General features: G+C 60.3%; 17 protein-coding genes. All 17 read right to left on the bottom strand.

The window, feature by feature from the left end; translation table 11 throughout:
* Positions 1-16 precede the first annotated feature (16 nt).
* Entirely contained in the window at positions 17-1,489 is a 1,473-nt protein-coding gene (gene gatB / locus RAH42_RS05275; protein ID WP_078016607.1) for an Asp-tRNA(Asn)/Glu-tRNA(Gln) amidotransferase subunit GatB, read from the bottom strand.
* Positions 1,489-2,949 (bottom strand): Asp-tRNA(Asn)/Glu-tRNA(Gln) amidotransferase subunit GatA, encoded by a 1,461-nt coding sequence (gatA, locus tag RAH42_RS05280; RefSeq protein ID WP_078016606.1) that lies wholly within the window; start codon positions 2,947-2,949, stop codon positions 1,489-1,491. Before gatA ends, gatB begins: the two co-directional genes overlap by 1 nt.
* Complete coding sequence (gene gatC, locus RAH42_RS05285) at positions 2,949-3,245, bottom strand: Asp-tRNA(Asn)/Glu-tRNA(Gln) amidotransferase subunit GatC (RefSeq protein WP_078016605.1); 297 nt, start codon at positions 3,243-3,245, stop codon at positions 2,949-2,951. Before gatC ends, gatA begins: the two co-directional genes overlap by 1 nt.
* On the bottom strand, positions 3,238-5,274 hold the full coding sequence (gene ligA / locus RAH42_RS05290; protein WP_317540124.1) for an NAD-dependent DNA ligase LigA: 2,037 nt from the start codon (positions 5,272-5,274) through the stop codon (positions 3,238-3,240). Before ligA ends, gatC begins: the two co-directional genes overlap by 8 nt.
* 17 nt (positions 5,275-5,291) lie before the next feature.
* Complete coding sequence (locus RAH42_RS05295; RefSeq protein ID WP_317540125.1) at positions 5,292-5,660, bottom strand: hypothetical protein; 369 nt, start codon at positions 5,658-5,660, stop codon at positions 5,292-5,294.
* A 1-nt stretch (position 5,661) separates the two neighbouring features.
* The gene (locus RAH42_RS05300; protein WP_317540126.1) at positions 5,662-6,837 is read right to left on the bottom strand and encodes a cation diffusion facilitator family transporter; all 1,176 of its coding nucleotides are present in this window, start codon (positions 6,835-6,837) and stop codon (positions 5,662-5,664) included.
* Positions 6,838-6,980: 143 nt separating this feature from the next.
* The gene (lysS, locus tag RAH42_RS05305) at positions 6,981-8,513 is read right to left on the bottom strand and encodes a lysine--tRNA ligase (protein ID WP_078016602.1); all 1,533 of its coding nucleotides are present in this window, start codon (positions 8,511-8,513) and stop codon (positions 6,981-6,983) included.
* A 1-nt stretch (position 8,514) separates the two neighbouring features.
* The gene (locus RAH42_RS05310; RefSeq protein WP_078016601.1) at positions 8,515-9,516 is read right to left on the bottom strand and encodes a tRNA-dihydrouridine synthase family protein; all 1,002 of its coding nucleotides are present in this window, start codon (positions 9,514-9,516) and stop codon (positions 8,515-8,517) included.
* A 22-nt stretch (positions 9,517-9,538) separates the two neighbouring features.
* Entirely contained in the window at positions 9,539-10,951 is a 1,413-nt protein-coding gene (locus RAH42_RS05315) for a ComEC/Rec2 family competence protein (RefSeq protein WP_317540127.1), read from the bottom strand.
* A gap of 6 nt (positions 10,952-10,957) precedes the next feature.
* Entirely contained in the window at positions 10,958-11,575 is a 618-nt protein-coding gene (locus tag RAH42_RS05320; RefSeq protein ID WP_078016599.1) for a ComEA family DNA-binding protein, read from the bottom strand.
* Positions 11,576-11,594: 19 nt separating this feature from the next.
* On the bottom strand, positions 11,595-12,902 hold the full coding sequence (miaB, locus tag RAH42_RS05325) for a tRNA (N6-isopentenyl adenosine(37)-C2)-methylthiotransferase MiaB (protein ID WP_078016598.1): 1,308 nt from the start codon (positions 12,900-12,902) through the stop codon (positions 11,595-11,597).
* 196 nt (positions 12,903-13,098) lie between these two features.
* The gene (gene rd / locus RAH42_RS05330; RefSeq protein WP_078016597.1) at positions 13,099-13,260 is read right to left on the bottom strand and encodes a rubredoxin; all 162 of its coding nucleotides are present in this window, start codon (positions 13,258-13,260) and stop codon (positions 13,099-13,101) included.
* Positions 13,261-13,360: 100 nt separating this feature from the next.
* A complete protein-coding gene (locus RAH42_RS05335) occupies positions 13,361-14,476 on the bottom strand; it encodes a Xaa-Pro peptidase family protein (RefSeq protein ID WP_317540128.1) in 1,116 nt (371 codons plus the stop codon).
* A gap of 15 nt (positions 14,477-14,491) precedes the next feature.
* Positions 14,492-15,043: an epoxyqueuosine reductase QueH gene (locus RAH42_RS05340; RefSeq protein ID WP_078016595.1), complete on the bottom strand. Its 552-nt coding sequence runs from the start codon at positions 15,041-15,043 to the stop codon at positions 14,492-14,494.
* Between the two features lie 9 nt (positions 15,044-15,052).
* Entirely contained in the window at positions 15,053-16,990 is a 1,938-nt protein-coding gene (locus RAH42_RS05345) for a transketolase (RefSeq protein ID WP_317540129.1), read from the bottom strand.
* Positions 16,991-17,065: 75 nt separating this feature from the next.
* Positions 17,066-17,455 carry a translation initiation factor gene (locus RAH42_RS05350; RefSeq protein WP_205948286.1) on the bottom strand — a complete coding sequence of 130 codons (390 nt, stop codon included), beginning with the start codon at positions 17,453-17,455 and terminating at the stop codon, positions 17,066-17,068.
* A complete protein-coding gene (locus RAH42_RS05355) occupies positions 17,448-17,639 on the bottom strand; it encodes a hypothetical protein (RefSeq protein ID WP_317540130.1) in 192 nt (63 codons plus the stop codon). The genes RAH42_RS05350 and RAH42_RS05355 overlap by 8 nt, the downstream gene beginning before the upstream one ends.
* Positions 17,640-17,713: the final 74 nt, after the last annotated feature.

The following is a 17,713-nucleotide window of genomic DNA, read 5'->3' on the forward strand; positions in this document are numbered from 1 at the left end:
TTATTCAAACATAACACTACTCCTTCGCAAGAAACTCGTTCAAAGCTTTCAAAACTTCGTCCGGTTTCGCCTGTCCGCGGCTCTCCTTCATGACCAGCCCCATGAGGAACTTGAGCTTCTTGTCTTTCTTGTCCTGGCCGGAACGGATCACCTCGACGACGTCGGCGTTGGCGCCGGCGACCGCGGCGATGATTTCCCGCAGTCTGTCGCCGCCCACCGCGCCGGTCTGGATGCCGCAGGCCTGAATGGCCTGTTCGAGCGTCATCTCGCTGCCGGCGAGTTTCTCGAAAACGTCTTTCGCGGCCGTCGTGGAGATTTTTTTGCCGTCGACGAGCTTGATCAGCCCGGCCAAAGTTTCGGCGCTCACCGGGGCGTCGGCGATCTCCCGGCCCCGCTCTTTCAGCGCTCTCATCAGGTCGGTCCGCACCCAGTTCGAAGATCTGACCGGCTCGCCGCCGGCTTTCACGACGTTCTCGTAATACGCGGCGACTTCGGGCGTCTCCGTCAGCACCAGCACGTCTTCCACAGGCAGCTTGTACTGCGCGAGGAACCGTTCGCGCTTGGCGTCGGGGAGCTCCGGCATGGCGGCTTTGATGCCTTCGATGTACTCGTCGTCGAGCAGCAGCGGCGGCAGATCGGGCTCGGGGAAATAACGGTAGTCGTTGGACTCTTCTTTGCTGCGCGACGGCGTTGTGATGCCGTCGGCGTCGTCCCAGTTGCGCGTCTCCTGAGCGATCCGTTCGCCGCGGGCGAGCAGGTCGCGCTGGCGCAGCGTCTCGTACTCGAGCGCGCGTTCCAGCGCCTTGAGCGAGTTCATGTTTTTGACTTCGACGCGGTTGCCCCAGCGGCCGTCGGAAACTTTCTGCGAAATGTTCGCGTCGACGCGCATAGATCCCTTTTCCATGTCGCCGTCGGAAATGCCCAGATAGCGCACCAGCTGGCGCATGGCCGACACGTACTCGCGGGCCTCGCGCGGCGAAGCGATGTCGGGCTCGGACACCACTTCGGCGAGCGGCACGCCGCCGCGGTTGTAATCGACGAAAGACTGGCTGGAGCCGACGATCCGTCCGTCGGATGCGACGTGAACGAGTTTGCCGGCGTCTTCTTCGAGATGGAGCCGCGTGATGCCGATGCGGCGGGGCTGCCCGTCGTCGCCGGTGATGGTCAGATAGCCGTTCTCGGCGAGCGGCACGTAGTATTCGGTGATCTGATACGCCTTGGGAAGGTCGGCGTAGAAATAGTTCTTGCGGTCGAAGCGCGTCAGTTTGTTGATCTTGCAGTGCAGCGCCAGACCGCCGCGCACGCCGAACTCGACGACTTTCCCGTTCAGGACCGGCAGAGCGCCCGGCTGTCCGGTGCAGACCGGACAGACATGGGAGTTCGGCGTTGCGCCGATGTAGTCGGTCGAGCAACTGCAGAAGATCTTCGTTTTCGTGTTGAGCTGGATGTGGATTTCCAGCCCGATGACGGTCGTGAATTCAAGAGCCATTAACGGACACCTCCCTCGGCGATGCGGCCTTCCGCCTTTTTGCCAAGAGCGGCGGCCATGTCGAGAATCGCCGCATCGGACCAGCGCGGGCCGATCAACTGCATCCCCAGCGGCAGTCCTGCGGACGAAAAGCCGGCGTTGAAGGAAATGCCGGGCAGACCGGCCAGATTGACGGGGATCGTGAAAACGTCCGCCATATACATCGTCAGCGGCGCGCTCATCTCCCCCAGTTTGAAGGCGGGCGTCGGCGAGGTCGGCAGCAGGATGGCGTCCACCTGTTCGAAGGCTGCGGCGAATTCCTGCTTGATGACTTTGCGGACCTTTTGCGCCGTCAGATAATAGGCGTCGTAAAATCCCGAGCTGAGCACGTAGGTGCCGGTCAGGATACGGCGCTTCACTTCCGGGCCGAAGTTTTCCCCACGCGTCTTGACGTAAAGCTCGAGCAGCGACTTGGCATCCCCGTAAGCGGCTCCGTAGCGCACGCCGTCGTAACGGGCGAGATTGGAGCTTGCCTCCGCGGGCGCGAGGATATAATAGCAGGCCAGTCCGTACTCAAGCGCTTTCGGCAGAGCGACTTCAACGATCTCCGCCCCCAGGCGGCGGCATTCTTCGATTTGTCCGTCCATCGCCGCCTGCAGGTCGGCCGTCAGCTTGCCGTCGACGAGCTTCGTCAGCACGCCGATCTTCTTCCCGCACAACGGCGCGTCGCTGAGATCGAAACGGGGCGCGGGACGGTCTTCGCTGGTCGAGTCGTGAGGGTCGAACGCGCAGATCGCCGAGAGGATTAGTTTGAGGTCTTCGGCGGTGCGCGCAAAGGGGCCGATCTGGTCGAGCGACGAGGCGAAGGCGACCAGCCCGTAACGGCTCACCTGCCCGTAGGTCGGTTTCATGCCGTAGAGCCCGCAGAACGAAGCGGGCTGGCGGATCGAACCGCCGGTGTCGCTGCCCAGGGAGATCGGCGCATAACCGGCGGCGACGGCGGCGGCGCTGCCGCCGGAACTGCCGCCCGGCACGCGGCCGACGTCCCAGGGGTTCATCGTCGGGCCGAAAGCGGAGTTTTCCGTGGAGCCTCCCATGGCGAACTCGTCGCAGTTCGCTTTGCCGAGAATGACGGCGCCCTCGGCCCTCAACATCTTCACGACGGTCGCGTCGTAGGGAGGCACCCAGCCGGCGAGGATTTTGCTGGCGCAGGTGGTCGGCATGTCGCCGGTGCAGATGTTGTCTTTGAGGATGACGGGCACGCCCATCAGGCGCCCCGGATCGCGGCCTTCCGCGACGGCGGCGTCGACGGCGGCGGCGGTTTTAAGCGCGGAATCCGCCGCGATATGAAGCATGGCGTGAAGGTGGGATTCCATTTCCCGCATGCGCTCAAGGCACGACCGCACGACGTCGGCGCACTTGAAACGGCGCGCCTTCAGTCCCGCGACGATTTCCGCGGCGCTCAGTCTGTACAGCTCCATCACTTGTCGCCTCCGATGCGGGGGACTCTGATGAAGTCGCCTTCGCGCGAGGGCGACTGGTTCAGGATCGCTTCCCTCCGGTCGTTCTCCTCCACTTCGTCGTCGCGGAGGCGGACCGGCCGGGTATCTTCCATCGTGAACGGATCGACGGCGCTGAGATCGAGCTCCTCGAGTTTGGAAAAATAATCGAGAATGCCGTTGAAGTGCTCCGACAAAGAATCGAGCTCTTCAGGGGCGATCTCCAGACGGGCAAGCTTGCCGATCTTCAGGACTTCTTCCTTGGACAATCTAGGCATCGTTCGTTCCTCCAGACATGTGCTGCGGTAATTTATCGATCATGGCGAAAAATTCCTCTTCGTTCAGCGTCGGCACGTTCAGGCTGAGCGCTTTTTCGGCCTTGCTGCCCGGCGCCTCGCCGACGACGACATAGGACGTCTTTTTGCTCACGGAAGCGACGTTTTTTCCCCCGCGCTGCGCCACGAGTTCCTGCGCCTGCGCCCTGGACATACGCGAAAGCTCCCCGGTAAAGACGAACGTCTTGCCGGCCAGCGGCCCTATCGGGGCTTCCGGCGCCGTTTCGCTCCGCATGGATACGCCGGCTTCGCGCAGTTCGTCGATGAGCCGCCGGTTATGCTCTTCGCCGAAAAACGCTTTGATCGACCCGGCGATCACCGGTCCCACGCCCTCGACGGCGGCGAGCCGTTCTTCGTCGGCGGCGGCGATCTCATCGAGCGACGAAAAGCGTTTCGCCAGCTCCGCCGCGACTCCCGCGCCGACTTCCCGGATCCCCAGCGCCGTGATCAAAAATTTCAGCGGGCGCTCTTTGGATTTTGCGATGGCCTGGATCAGTTTCCCCGCGGACTTTTCTCCCATGCGGTCCAGACGGATAAGCGGCTCGACGCGCAAGGCGTACAGATCGCCGAAACTCTTGACCAGCCCGCTCTGGACGAGCTGTTCCGCCAGACGGTCGCCGATGCCCCGAATGTCCATGCCCTGGCGGGAGGCAAAATGGATCAGCCCTTGGGTCAGCTGCGCCGGACAGGATCTGTTGGGACAGCGCAGCGCCACTTCGCCGGGAAGCTTGGCCACGGCCGCTCCGCACACGGGACACGTTGCGGGCATCGTGAAAGATTCCTCTGTGCCCGTACGGCTGGCGGTGTCGACGCGGACGATCTCGGGGATGATCTCGCCGGCTTTGCGGACCCAGACCTGGTCGCCGACGCGGATGTCCTTGCGCTGGATCTCCTCGTCGTTGTGGAGGCTGGCGCGTTTCACCACCGTTCCCGAGATCAAGACAGGGGTCAGAATCGCCACCGGCGTGAGCACGCCCGTGCGGCCGAGGGAAATCTCTATGCTCTCGAGTTTCGTTTTTCGCTCTTCCGGCGGATATTTATAGGCCACGGCCCAGCGGGGCGTTTTGACGTTGTTTCCCAGGATCTTCCAGTATTCCGTCGGATCGGCCTTGAACACGGCGCCGTCCGTCGCGTAGGGCAGACTGAAACGTTCGCCGCTCCATCGCTCCAGGAAATCGAGAACCTCGGCTTCCGTCCCGGCCCGGCGCCAGGCTCTCTGCACGGGAAGCCCACGGGCTTTCAGCCATCCGAGGACTTCCGATTGGCTGTGCAGGCCGTAGGATTCCGCATCCTGCACATAGTAGGTGAAAAGGCGCAGATTCCGTTTGGCGGCGACCGCCGTGTCAAGCTGTCGCAAACTGCCCGCCGCCGCGTTGCGGGGATTGGCGAAAAGCGGCAGCCCCGCTTCTTCCCTTGCGGCGTTCAGTCGAGCGAATCCCTCTTTGCTCATGTACACTTCGCCGCGCAGCTCCAGATGCCCCGGGACATCGCCGAGGAGGCGAAGCGGCAGGTCTTTGACCGTTTTCAGATTTTCCGTGACGTCCTCGCCGACGATACCGTCGCCGCGGGTCGAAGCCTGAACGAATTTGCCGTCCTCGAAGATCAAAGACACCGCCAAGCCGTCGATCTTCAATTCGCAGCACCAGGGGATCCACGGTTGCCCGACGCCTTCTGCCGCCCGCTGCAGCCAGTCGTGAAGCTCTCCCTTCGAGAAAACGTCTTCGAGGCTGAGCATCGGTTTGGCGTGCGCAACTTTTTCAAACGCCTCCAGCACCGTACCGCCGACGCGCTTCGACGGAGAGTCGTCGCGGATCAGGTCGGGATGTTCCCTTTCGAACTGAAGCATCTCGCGCATCAGCGCATCGTATTCGTCGTCCTCGATTTCCGGGGCGTCCAGAACGTAATAGAGGCGCCCATGACGATTCAGCTCGTCGACGAGCCAATGATAGCGGTCCAGTTTTTCCTGTTCCACGCAGAACACCACCCCTGTCACATTGCCAGCGGCGGGGAAAAAGCCGCTGCCCGAGCGATCTTCCCGATTTTATGAAGCGAAGCGGGACAGATGCTCATTATGTATGCAGAACATTGATAAATTCTAACCCCAAAATGCTTTTCCAGCAAGAGATTCCCGCCGTTCGAATGCGGAAGACGATAAATCACGCGGGCTTCGGCGCCATTCGCCGGCAGATGGATATAAAAGAAACCGCAGGAGCTGCGTGCTCCGACGGTTTGCGTTGTCCCTGGGATTTTATGCGCCGATTCCTTGCTGATCACGATCATCGGCACAAATTCTAATAGGAATCTCGTTTCTCCGTTGCTGATCTCTGCATCATAATGAACAAAGAGATGCCCCTTCAATTTAACTCTCCGAAAAATCTGTGTCGAGAGCGGTAATGACTGTATATTCCGGATACATTTCTTGAATCTCCTCGGTAACCTCATGATAAAGCGCCGTTCTGTCTTTTGCGTCAAAACTTACAATCATATCGAAACGGATCACCTTCCGTTCCCTGTCTGCGTAAAATGCATGCATCTGCATAACATTTTCATGCTCCATGACTTTCTTTCTAATCCTGTCCCGCATTGTGGCAGCTTCCAGATCTTTTGTGTTGTAGGAATAGACGCCGATTGCCGTAAGGTATACATGATTTTTCATGGAGACTTCCGCTGTGATTTGCCGCGTCAAAACGTCCAGCTTATCAGCAGTCATCGTATCTGGGACTTCGATATGGAGAGAGCCGCTATATGCATTTGGTCCGTAATTATTCAGGACCAGATCATAAGCTCCACGAACTTCCGGAAAAGACGAGACCGTCTCTTTGACTCCCTTTGCAAGTTCGGCATCCCCTCGCTCGCCAAGAATTTCGGACACTGTGTTCCTCAACATTTCCAGGCCAGACTTGATAATGACAATAGAAATGATTGCTCCAAGCCAAGATTCCAACGACACGTGAAAGATCATAAAAACGACTGCTGCCGCTAGCGTCGAAGCGGAAATAACGGAATCCAGCTTGGCATCCTCGCCGGAATTGACAAGCGAATCTGAGTTTACCTTCTGGCCGGTTTTCTTGACAAAATGTCCAAGCACGATTTTGACGAGAACGCCTATCGCGACAATCACCAAAGATGTCATAGAATATTCTGGTGTTTCCGGGTGTACGATTTTCTTGACTGATTCCGCAAAAGAGGTAATGCCGGCATAGAAGACGATAATAGAAATGATCATTGCGCTCAGATATTCGATCCGGCCGTATCCAAACGGATGCTTCCGGTCTGCCGGCTTTGTCGCCAATTTTGTGCCGATGATCGTAATCAGCGAAGAGGCTGCGTCGCTGATATTATTGACGGCATCCATCGTGATGGCAATCGAGCCAGTCATCACACCGATCACCGCCTTGAATGCGGCCAACATGACATTCGCGAGAATTCCGATGATACTGGTACGCACGATAATGCGATTCCTCAACGTCGTTTTTTCAAACTCCTCCGACGACATGCCGGCGCGTTCTGCTTCTTTTATTTTCGCAGCCAACACGATGTTTCTCCCCCCCTGTTTCCGCTCCTGCGTTCTTTTTCCCGCTCGGATCCTTGCCTTTTTGCGTGTGCGCTATAGATATACAAGAGAACCGGCAGCATACGCCGCCCGCTCCCTTGTATATCTGTCGGATGATCGCCTCTTTAATCTTCCGGCTTGGCGGACGGTTCTCGGTTCTCGATGGGTTTCATCGTCGGGAAGAAGATGACGTCGCGGATCGAGCGGCAGTTGGTCAGGAACATGACGACGCGGTCCATGCCGATCCCCAGCCCGCCGGTCGGCGGCAGCCCCTGCTCCAGGGCTTCGACAAAGTCCTCGTCGAAAGGATGCGTTTCGTCCTCGCCTTCGGTCTTTTTCTGCGCCTGATCGAGAAAGCGTTTTTTCTGGTCGATGGGGTCGTTCAGCTCGCTGTAGCCGTTGCTGAGTTCCTTGCCGCAGCAGAAAAGCTCGAAGCGGTGGGTGTAGTCGGGGTGCTCGGGGTCCTTCTTCGACAGCGGCGAGATCTCGACGGGATGTCCCATCACGAACGTCGGCTGCACGAGTTTCTCTTCGACGAACTCCTCCATGAACATGGTGAGGATCTTGAAGCGCGACTCGTGCCCCGTGATCTCGATCTTGTTCTTGCGGGCGGCGTCGCGCGCTTCTTCGTCGGTGATGGCGGCGAAATCGACGTCGCAGGTCTCTTTCACCAGTTCCACCATCGTGGCGCGGCGGAACGGCTTGGCAAAATCCAGCGTCACGCCGTTGCGCTCGATGAACGGCGCGCCGTTGGCGGCGATGCAGGACTCGCGGATCAGTTCTTCGGTCAGATCCATCATGTCGACGTAATCCGCATAGGGCCAGTAAACTTCCATCATCGTGAATTCGGGATTGTGCGTCAGGTCCATGCCCTCGTTGCGGAAATCCTTGCTGATCTCGTACACGCGCCCCATCATGCCGACGACGAGCCGCTTCAGATAGAGCTCCGTGGCGATACGCAGGTACATGTTGGCGCCCAGCGCGTTGTGATAGGTGATGAAAGGACGCGCGTTGGCGCCGCCGGCGAGATAGGAAAGCACCGGCGTCTCGACTTCCAGCGTGCCGTGTTTCTCGAGCACGGCGCGGAAGGTGGAGATGATCTTGGCCCTTTTCCTGAAGACTTCGCGCGCTTCGGGATTGACGATCAGATCGAGATAGCGCTTGCGGTAACGGATCTCAAGGTCCGTCAGGCCGTGCCACTTCTCGGGCAGGGGGCGGAGCGCCTTGGTCAGCAGGCGGAACCGCTCGACGGCGACCGTCAGCTCGCCGCGCTGCGTGCGGAACGGATGGCCGACGATGCCGACGATGTCGCCGGAGTCGAGCCACTTCTTGAAGAAGGTGTAGTCTTTCTCGCCCAGAGTGTCGTAACGGAAATAGAGCTGGATCGTTCCCGTCTCGTCCTGCATGTTGACAAACGCCGCTTTGCCCTGGCGGCGCAGCGTCATCAGGCGTCCGGCCATGGAAAATTTCGTCTCGGGGACGGCTTCTTCCGCCTTGAGATAATCGAAATCTTTCCGCACCTGCGCGACGGTGTGATCGACGTTCCACTTTTCGTTTTCGAAAGGATTATAGCCTTCCTCTTCGCGAAGTCGTCTCAGTTTGTCGATGCGCTGTCTGAGAATTTCCGTTTCCTGAGTGCCGGCTGCAATTTCCGCCATTTTACATGAATCCCCTTTCAAAATATGAGCGCCAGTCGCACAGGATCCTGTACGCAGAATCCCAGTCTTTCGCGCTGGCCAGCGTGCGTTTGAATTCCGCGGTCCCCGCCTTGCCCCTGAAAAATCCGGCAAGGAAACGCCTCAAGAGCACAAGAGCCGCGCGTTCGCCATGGAGCCGATAGAGATCGTCCGCAAAGCCGATAAGGATTTCCGCGCGTTCTTCAAGCGAGGGCTCGCCATCTGACATTCGAGTATTATAACCCAAAACCCGCAAAGATTGCACGACCATGAACGGATCGGCGATCGCGCCGCGGGCACAGAGCACTGCCGCGCAGCCGTTGTCGAGATAGAACGCGACGTCGCGGGGAGCGTAAACGTCCCCCGAAGCGGTGATTCTGCCTTCGAAGCGCCGCGCCGCGCGGACGACTTCGCTTTTATCGGCTTTCCCCTCGTACCGCTGCTGGGGCGTGCGTCCATGGATTGTCACGTTGTCGGCCCCGGCCGCGAGCAATCCCTCGGCGAACTGCAGCGTATCCAGGCGATATTCGCGGCCGTCCGGAACGATCTTGCGGATCTTGGGCCAGACGGGCAGGCCGAATTTTTTCAGCTCGCGCACCATCGCGAAAGCGACGTCGGGATCCTGCAGCAGGCGGCTGCCGGCGCCTTTTTTGTGGACCTTCGGCATCGGACAGGCCATGTTGATGCTGAACGCGGCGTACGAACGGCTTTGCAGACACCGCTCCGCCGAGCGGCACAGACTGTCCGCGTCGCCCGTGAAAAGCTGCAGGACGAGCGGTCTTTCCCCGTCGGTACATTCCGTCATCCGCCAGGTCTTCGTCCCGGCGTAAAGAAGCCCCGCGCTGCTGATCATCTCCGTATGGGTCAAAGCGGCCCCCAGGCGGCGGAAAAGCCGCCGCACCGCCGCGATGCTGACGCCGGCCAAAGGCGCAAAAAACACGGGGTTCTCGACTTCCACCCCGCCGATCACGAGTTTCGTTTCCATAAAATCCTCTCAGACATTCTCTCTAAAAGATGACGGCGATGAACGCGCCGCAGCCTCCCAGCAGGACGGCCCGCCCGAGGGAAACTTTTTCCGCCAGGGCGACGAGAAAGAACAAAATGCCGGCGCACAGCCAGGCGGGGAAGAAATGGACCGGGAGCGCCTGCGGCAGCCATTCCACCCATTGATCGGCCGCCAGCGCCCAGATCTGCATCAGCTTTTCCGCCGGCCAAGCCAGCCAGAAAAGCCGGATCCCCAAGATCCAAGGAAGCGCCGCGGCAAGCACGGCAAAAAGGATCACGGCAAACAACGCGGAAGCCATGGCGTTGATCGGCAGGGAGGACAGATAAACGCCTCCGGCCAGCGGCGCGATCAGCGGCGACGTCAAGATCCACATGACAAGGGGAGAAAAGACGACGAGCAGCGCCGACTTGCATTTTTCCAAAGCCGTCACGGCGATCGCGGCGATCACCGACAACTGCCAGCCAAGATCGAAAAAACACCACGGATTCCACAGAAGCATCGCGATCCCGGCGACGCCGATCGCGTTCAGGGCGCGTCCGGGATGCCCCCAGTAAAGCCCGAGCATGCCGATCTGGACCATCAAAGAGGCGCGTACGGCGCTCATCGACGCCCCGCTGGTGAGACAGTATCCCCACAGGAGCAGCGAGCACCAGAGAAGGCCGCGCCGTCCGCCGCCGAAGATCAGGCAGCCGAGCATCAGCGCCAGCCCGACGTGCCACCCCGAGACGGCCAAGATGTGGCTGATCCCCCATCTCCTGTAATCCTCGCGGAGGTTGGCGTCCCGGTCGCCGAGAAGGACGGCGGCCGCCAGAGCGTGCGTGTTGCACGGCAACGTTTCGAGCCGCGTCCTTAAATACTGGCGGAAGCTGTGGCGCGAAAAGCTTTTGCCCCGTTTTTCGATGCGCGCGGCCCGGCGCAGTTCGCCCTGCACGCCGCGCGCCCGCCAGTACCGACGCGGGGAAAAGGAACTTCTCAGAGAACCGTTCCGGAGCGGAACGACGGAAGCTTCCAACGAGAGCTCGTCCCCTTCTTCGACGTCCTGCAGTCCTTTGCCGACGGCGAGAAGCCAGCCGGCGCCGCGCGCGTCGGTCAATCGAAGCACTTCGCGCTCTCCCCACTGCCGCCGCTCCGCCACAAGGAAACGGCCGGAAACGGCTTTTACGGACGTCGGCCCCTCTTCGAGCCGCGACTGCAGGAACACGGAGAAAACGCCTGAAAGCACCACGAGCGCCAGCGCGAAACAAAACTTGCACGCATACCAGCGCTCTTCCGAAAGCAGCATTTCCGCGCTGAGCGCGCAGACGGAAAGGGGAATCGCCAGCCATAAAGGGAGCCCGCTTTCCACTGCCGCCAGCGAGAGCACGCCGCCTTGCAGCAGCAGGAGCGCAGGGATCCTGTTCAACAGAGAATCCATGCGGCGTCAAAACCGAAGCAGCGTCTGCATCTGGCTCAGTTTGCCTTTGCCGATGCCGGGAATTTCCAGCAGCGCCTCGGCGGAATGGAAAGGCCCGTGGGTCTGGCGGTACTCTATGATCTTCCGGGCCGTAGCCGGGCCGACGCCGGGAAGCGTGCACAGATCTTCTTCCGTTGCCGTGTTGACGTAGACGTACTGCGTTTTGTTCTCCCGCTTCCTGTCCTGAGAGGATGCGCTCTTGGCGGAAGTCCGGGGCGTAAGCGCGGCGGCTTTGACGTGGACATGCGCGCCGTCGCGTATCGGCGCGGCGAGGTTGACCTGCGACTGATCCGCGTCGAAGCGGAAACCGCCGGCGGCTTCCACGAGCTGAAAGACCCGCGCGTCCGCCGAGATGGGATAAACGCCCGGACGGGAAACGGCGCCGGTGATATAAGCGTAGTGTTCGGGCGAAGACGAAGCGGGCAGCTTGTAAGACGGCGACTGAAGCCACAGGGCGGGCCCCGCGACCGCCGTCGGCGCTTCGTCCTGCCAGCTCCCCCTGAAAATCCGCACCGCGGCGCCGGCGCAGCCTATGCAGAATATGGCCCCGGCGACGCACAAAGAAATTTTCGTCCGATTCTCCACCGGCGGCTCCCCTCCCTTATTAAAGGATTCTCCCCTTCAGCGACCAGCTGTCGGCGGCGGTCACCTCCACGTCGGTGAACGTTCCGATCAAGCTTTCGCCGCCTTCGAAAAGGATCACTTTATCGGCCGGATTTCTCCCCTGCAGCAAATCCCCTTTCAGCGCCTTGCCGTCGACCAGCACGCGATAGCGCCGCCCGATCAGTTTTTCGTTGATCTCTTTGGCGATTTCCGTCTGCAGTCGATTGACCTCGTTCAAGCGCCGACTCTTTACGTTTTCGGGGACCTGCTCCTTCATCGCGGCGGCCGGCGTCCCCTGCCGGCGCGAATAGGCCGCCGTGTGGACCTGATCGAAGCGGAACCGTTCCAGCGCCGCCATCGAACAGGCGAAATCTTCGTCCGTCTCGCCCGGGAAACCGACAATGAGGTCGGAGGTCAGGCCGACTTCGGGCAGGCCGCGGCGGATGCCGTCGACGACCTTGGCATACTCCTCCACCGTGTAGCGGCGGTTCATCGCTTTCAGGATCCGGTCGCTGCCCGCCTGGATCGGCAGGTTGATTGCGGGACAGATGTTGGCGTTTTCGGCGATCGCTTCGACCACGTCTTTCGTGAAATCCGTCGGATAAGAAGTCATGAAGCGCAGACGTTCCAGCCCCGCGATATGGGCGACGTCGTTCAGCAGATCGGCGAAGCTGTAACGGTCGAGATCTTTTCCGTAGGTGTCGACGTTCTGCCCGAGCAGACAGATCTCTTTGACCCCTCCTTCGACAAGCTGTTCCACCTCGTCCATGATCTCCCGGGAGCTGCGGGAAGCGAATCGACCGCGCACGTAAGGGACGATGCAGTAGGTGCAGAAATTGTCGCATCCGTGCGAGATCATTACCGAAGCTTTCCAGGGAAATTGGCGTTCCAGCGGGGCAAAGCGCAGTTCGTGCAGTTCGCGGGGATCGTCGTCGAGCAGGACGACTTTCTCGCTGCCCGACAAGGCCGTTTCCAAAGCGTCGGGCACCAGACCGATATGCCGGGGGCCGGAAACGACGCGGATCCACGGATAACGTCTGGACATGTCGACGCCCACGTTTTGAGCGATGCAGCCCGTCATGGCGACGACGGGACGCCCTTCTTTGCGCCAGCGTTCTTCGTAATGCCCCAATTCGCTCCAGACTTTATGCTCGGCCTTGTCTCGGATGCTGCAGCCGATAAAGACGATCGCGTCGGCGCTTTCTTCCGCGGTTTCGTAAGCCCCGCGCGCGACGAGCGCCGTCCTGATCTTGTCGGCGTCGTACTGATTCATTTGACACCCGTAAACTTTCATCGCAAAACCGTACACTGAAAAAACCTCCACGAGTACATTCCAGAATAGCTTCCCGTCAATTATACCCGAACGGGCGGCGAAATAAAGCATTCTTCGAAAAGAACCCCGCTTTTCCACCGCGCCTCGTCCGCTCGGCGAACGGAACGGCACAAAAAAGAGACTCTCGAGAAAGATGAACTCGAGAGTCTCTTTTTATCTTACGAACCTGAACTCATTCGACCGCTTCGAACTGATCCTTGCCCACGCCGCAGACGGGGCAGACAAAGTCCTCGGGAAGATCTTCGAAGGCCGTGCCGGGCGCGATGCCGTTATCGGGATCGCCCACCGCCGGATCGTATTCCCACCCACACACAGAACACACATACTTTTTCATGTTTTTTCCTCCCCCATATCGTATCTGTGAAACATTACCGAAATTCTATCATATAAATCCCCCGGCCGCCACCGCGACGACGATGATTCAAGTTTATCAATCACAGCGGCAGGTGAACGAACTCCTGCGGTAAATTGGCGGAAAGGCGGCGCGCTCCGTCTTCCGTGATCAGATAATCGTCTTCGATGCGCAGGCCGCCGCGATCGGGAATGTAAATGCCCGGCTCGATCGTGATCACGTCGCCGCACTGGAGAGGTCCCTGGTACAGAGGCGAAAGGCGCGGCGCTTCGTGGATCTCCAGGCCGAAGCTGTGCCCGAGTCCGTGACCGAAATACGCGCCGTAACCGGCGTCGGCGATAACCTGGGCGGCGACCGCATGCACATCGCAGCCGCGTGCCCCCGGCTTCAGCAGCGCCGCGGAATCCCGGTGGGCTTTCAGGAGAACTTCGTGGATCTCCAGAAACTCGGCGTCTTTGGGCGCGCCCAGAGAAAAGTTCCGCGTCAGGTCGGACATGTAGGCGCCGAAGATCGCGCCGTAATCGACGGTGACCTGGTCGCCCGCTTCCATTTTTTTCGCACTGGCCACGCCGTGCGGCATGGCGCTGCGAACGCCGGAAGCGACGATCATCTCGTTTTTGTGCCACACGCCTTCGCCGTCGTGGCGGGCGATGTTCAATTCGAGCAACTTGGCGAATTCTTTTTCCTTCATGCCGGGCCTGACCAGCGGCAGCGTTTCCAGATACGCGGCGGAAGCGATGTCGGCCGCTTTGATGATCGATTCGATTTCATGAGCGTCTTTGCGGCGGCGCTGTTCAGCCATGGCTGAGGAAAAGTTGCGCCATTCGACGGAAAACTCGCTCAGCGCCAGATAAGTCTGCGCGCTAAGCATGGCGCCGTCGTAGCCGCAGCGGCGGATTTTCAGCTCGCCGAGAAGACGTCCGGCCGTCGCGACCTGGCTCTCCCCCGTCTTCACCGCGCGGATCTCGAAAGGCGACTGCTGCGCGGCTTGGGTCAGATAACGCGAATCCGTGGCAAGGATCGCCCGCTCCTGCGTCACCGCGACGACGGCGGACGAACCGTGAAATCCGCTGTAATAAAACAGATTCTCCCAGCCGCTCGACTCGGAATCGATCAAAAGCAGGGCGTCGAGTTTTTCTTCCAGCAGTTTTTTTCTCAGACCGACCAGACGGTTCTCCATGTAATTCTCATGAGGCATACGATCTTCACGCTCCTAAAAATGGTGAGGGCGCTCCATGCTGTAACGGCACCCGCAGTAATTCTGCCGGTAAAGCCCCAGCCGCTTGCACTCCTGAACGGAGAAGAGCTGCCCGTTCTTTTTTCTCCAGATTCGTTCTTCCCAGTTCAGCGCGTAACGGCCGGCAAGCCCCCTCCCCCAGAGGTTGATCAGGTCGGGGTGTTTCTGCGGGCTGAGCGTCAGGCTGGTGCAAAGCGTCGACACGGAAAGCTCGGCCGCTTTTTCCGCGGCGCTTTCCAGCTGCAGGCGCATGCAGCGCTCGCAACGGCGGCCGCCTTCCCGTTCGTTTTCCAATCCCGCCGTGCGGCGGTCCCATTCGGACGTGTCGTAAGGGCGGACGATCAGCGGGAGGCAATACGCCGCCGCCAGTTTTTGCAAAGCTTCCAGCCGCCGCTGCCATTCATCGTAGGGATGGATGTTGCCGCCGTAAAAATAAAGCGTCACTTCCCGTTTCTCCTCGGTCAGAGCGTGGACGCCGGTCGTCGCGCAGGGACCGCAGCAGGCGTGGAACAGTAATTTTTCTTCCATCGACAGCTCTTAGCGCGCGACTTTTTTCAGTTCCTCGAGAGATTCTGCGATTTTGTCCGCGGAAAGCCCCATGGCGGCGTACACTTCTTCGCTCGGGCCGGAATCGCCGTAACGATGCACGCCTAAACGGCGCGCGACGGAATGCAGTCCCAGTTCTTCGGCGCGGGCCAGCCAGAGGCTGCCCATGCCGCTGACGACATTGTGATCTTCGACGGTCAACACCGTACCGGTCTGAAACGCTTCCGTCAACGCGCTCTCGTCGATCTCCAGCGGGCACGAGACGGCGTAGACCGCCGTTTCGACGCCTTTTTCGGCAAGCAGCTCCGCCGCCTGCACGGCGCGCCCCGCCATCGCTCCCAGCGCCAAGATGGCGGCGTCCTTGCCCTCGCGGACTTTGACGGCTTCGCCGTACGTGAAATCGCGCGCCAACAGCGGCTTGCCGTTCGCGCAGAGCGCCGGCAGTTTGCTGCGCCCCATCGCCAGGCAGACGTTGCCCGCCGTTTTCAGCGCCCAGCGCGTCGCGCGGTCCGTCTGATTCGGGTCGGCGGGAACGACCAGCTTCCAGTTGAAGAAGTTCGACATCAGCGCAACGTAGTCGATGCACTGATGCGTCATGCCGTCTTCGCCGACGTCGAGCCCCACGTGAGTGAGGACGAGCTTTTCGTTCGCGTGGTTGACGTCGTTCATGCGCTGCTGGTTGTAGGCTTCCGCCAGGCCGAAAACGCCGAAGTCCGCCCAGACTGACACGACGCCGCCGGCAGACGCCGCTCCGGCGGCCGTGGCCGTGGTGTTCTCCTGAATGCCGCACTGGATGAAGTTGTCCGGGCATTTTTTCGCAAATTCGCCGGTCTTGACCGAACCGGCGAGGTCGCAGTCGAAAACGAGCACGGGGGCGCGCCCGGTCTTTTTGTAGTTGAGCTGCCCCACTTCCGCCAACGCCGAGCCGAAGGCGGAGCGGTTGTCCGTCGTGTCGGCGGGGCCGTAGACCTTCGCTGCGCCCAGATCGAGGACCGCTTCAAGCGGTTCGACGGCGCGCGCGGCGCTGAACTTCGCTTTTTTGTGCTCCGCGGCCAACGCGACGAGATCCGGCTGTCCCAGCTCTTTCATCGCTTGCCGGTAGAGGTCGCCCGAAGCGGCCTTGCCGTGATAGTCCGGCTTGTCTTCCATAAAGGAAACGCCCTTGCCCATAGTCGTCCGGCAGAGGATCGCCGTCGGGCGCCCGGCGGCGCGCGCCGCCTTCAAAGCGGCGTACAGCTCCGCGAACGAATCGCCGTCGCACAGGAGCGTCTGCCAGCCGTCGGCTTCCCAGAGCTCCTTGATATGCGCGGGCATGACGTCGCCGCAGCGCCCGGAGATCTGGATGTCGTTGACGTCGATCAGCGCCGTCATGCTGGTCAGTTTTCGAGCCGCGATCAAGCGGCGCGCTTCGGCGATCTGCCCTTTCGGCTGCTCGCCGTCCCCCATCAGAACGTAGACGCGGCCGTCGTAGCCGCGCGCCTTCTGCGCCAGGGCAAACCCCGCTCCCGCGGACAGCCCCTGGCCGAGACAGCCGGAACCCCAGTCGATGCCGGGGACCATGCGCTCGACGTGTCCCTGAAAGCGGCTGCCCGTTCGTCGAAACTCGTTCACGGCGTCGAACGCGTCCACAAATCCGTAATACGCCAGGGTCGCATACGCCGCGGCCGAGGTGTGCCCGTGGCTGATCACGACGAAATCGCGGTCGAGCGAGTCGCAGTTTTGTGGCGACACGTTCGCAGCGCCGTAGGCGGCCATGTACATTTTCATGCTGGAGAGCGCCCCCGCGGGGTGCCCGCTGTTGGCGCGGGCGACCATCGCCACCGCGAGGCCCTTGCAGACTTGCGCGGCTTTGTCCAGCTGCCGCTCTTCGGCCGGCGGCAGTTCTTCCCATTGAAAAGAATTTATTTTGACAGCCTTATCGAACATCATCGTTTTTACGCCTCCGCATGAAATTTTTCGATCACCGTTTTATAAAATCATTATAAGACAAAAATCCCCGTTGCCTCAAACGATCTTCACATTCCGCGCGCCGAGATCCTTCAGAAGTTTCGACAACCGCGCGCGCTGATCTCCCTGAAAGAAAACATCCTCCTCTTCGATTGCGGCGCCGCAGCCCAAATTCTGCTTCAGCTCCTTCACAAGACGGCTGCTCCGTTCTCCCGACGGCAGACCGGCAAGCCGCGTGACGTTTTTTCCGCTTCTGCCCTTGCGCTCCAGGAAAAGCCTCAACGGCGCCGTCTCAAGCGCGTGGTCTCGCGCCGGTTCGGCGTCGGCGCGAGACGGCTCCTTCGCAGACAGGCGGGCCGGTTCCCGCGACAGCCCCATGGCGTCGGCAATCGTGAAGGATTCGGCGTCCAGGCTCTGCAGATCGATCTTCTTTTTGGAACTACGCAAGCTCATACCCTTCTTCGCGGCAGGTGACGATAAAATCTTCGCCTTCCCGAAAACGGACCGTCATCTGCGAATCCAGCGGCATCTCCAGCATCTGCCGATAAACCGCCACCGCCGAACGAGCGCCCTGCAGCTCGCTCTTGGCCGCCGTTTCGTACATCATCTCGATCAACTTCCTGTCAAGCATTCTCTCTTCTCCAAACTTTATCCATATGAAAACGCGGGAACGCGTCTCACACGGTTGCAGTATAATGCATCGCA

It is taken from the genome of Pyramidobacter sp. YE332 (assembly GCF_033060595.1).
Taxonomy (GTDB): Bacteria; Synergistota; Synergistia; order Synergistales; family Dethiosulfovibrionaceae; genus Pyramidobacter.

Excerpts from the sequence above, each read along its gene's own strand:
- gatB (WP_078016607.1), bottom strand. The coding sequence starts at position 1,489 with ATGGCTCTTGAATTCACGACCGTCATCGGGCTGGAAATCCACATCCAG.
- gatA (WP_078016606.1), bottom strand. The coding sequence starts at position 2,949 with ATGGAGCTGTACAGACTGAGCGCCGCGGAAATCGTCGCGGGACTGAAG.
- gatC (WP_078016605.1), bottom strand. The coding sequence starts at position 3,245 with ATGCCTAGATTGTCCAAGGAAGAAGTCCTGAAGATCGGCAAGCTTGCC.
- lysS (WP_078016602.1), bottom strand. The coding sequence starts at position 8,513 with ATGGCGGAAATTGCAGCCGGCACTCAGGAAACGGAAATTCTCAGACAG.
- RAH42_RS05310 (WP_078016601.1), bottom strand. The coding sequence starts at position 9,516 with ATGGAAACGAAACTCGTGATCGGCGGGGTGGAAGTCGAGAACCCCGTG.
- RAH42_RS05315 (WP_317540127.1), bottom strand. The coding sequence starts at position 10,951 with ATGGATTCTCTGTTGAACAGGATCCCTGCGCTCCTGCTGCTGCAAGGC.
- rd (WP_078016597.1), bottom strand. The coding sequence starts at position 13,260 with ATGAAAAAGTATGTGTGTTCTGTGTGTGGGTGGGAATACGATCCGGCG.
- RAH42_RS05335 (WP_317540128.1), bottom strand. The coding sequence starts at position 14,476 with ATGCCTCATGAGAATTACATGGAGAACCGTCTGGTCGGTCTGAGAAAA.
- RAH42_RS05340 (WP_078016595.1), bottom strand. The coding sequence starts at position 15,043 with ATGGAAGAAAAATTACTGTTCCACGCCTGCTGCGGTCCCTGCGCGACG.
- RAH42_RS05345 (WP_317540129.1), bottom strand. The coding sequence starts at position 16,990 with ATGATGTTCGATAAGGCTGTCAAAATAAATTCTTTTCAATGGGAAGAA.
- RAH42_RS05355 (WP_317540130.1), bottom strand. The coding sequence starts at position 17,639 with ATGCTTGACAGGAAGTTGATCGAGATGATGTACGAAACGGCGGCCAAG.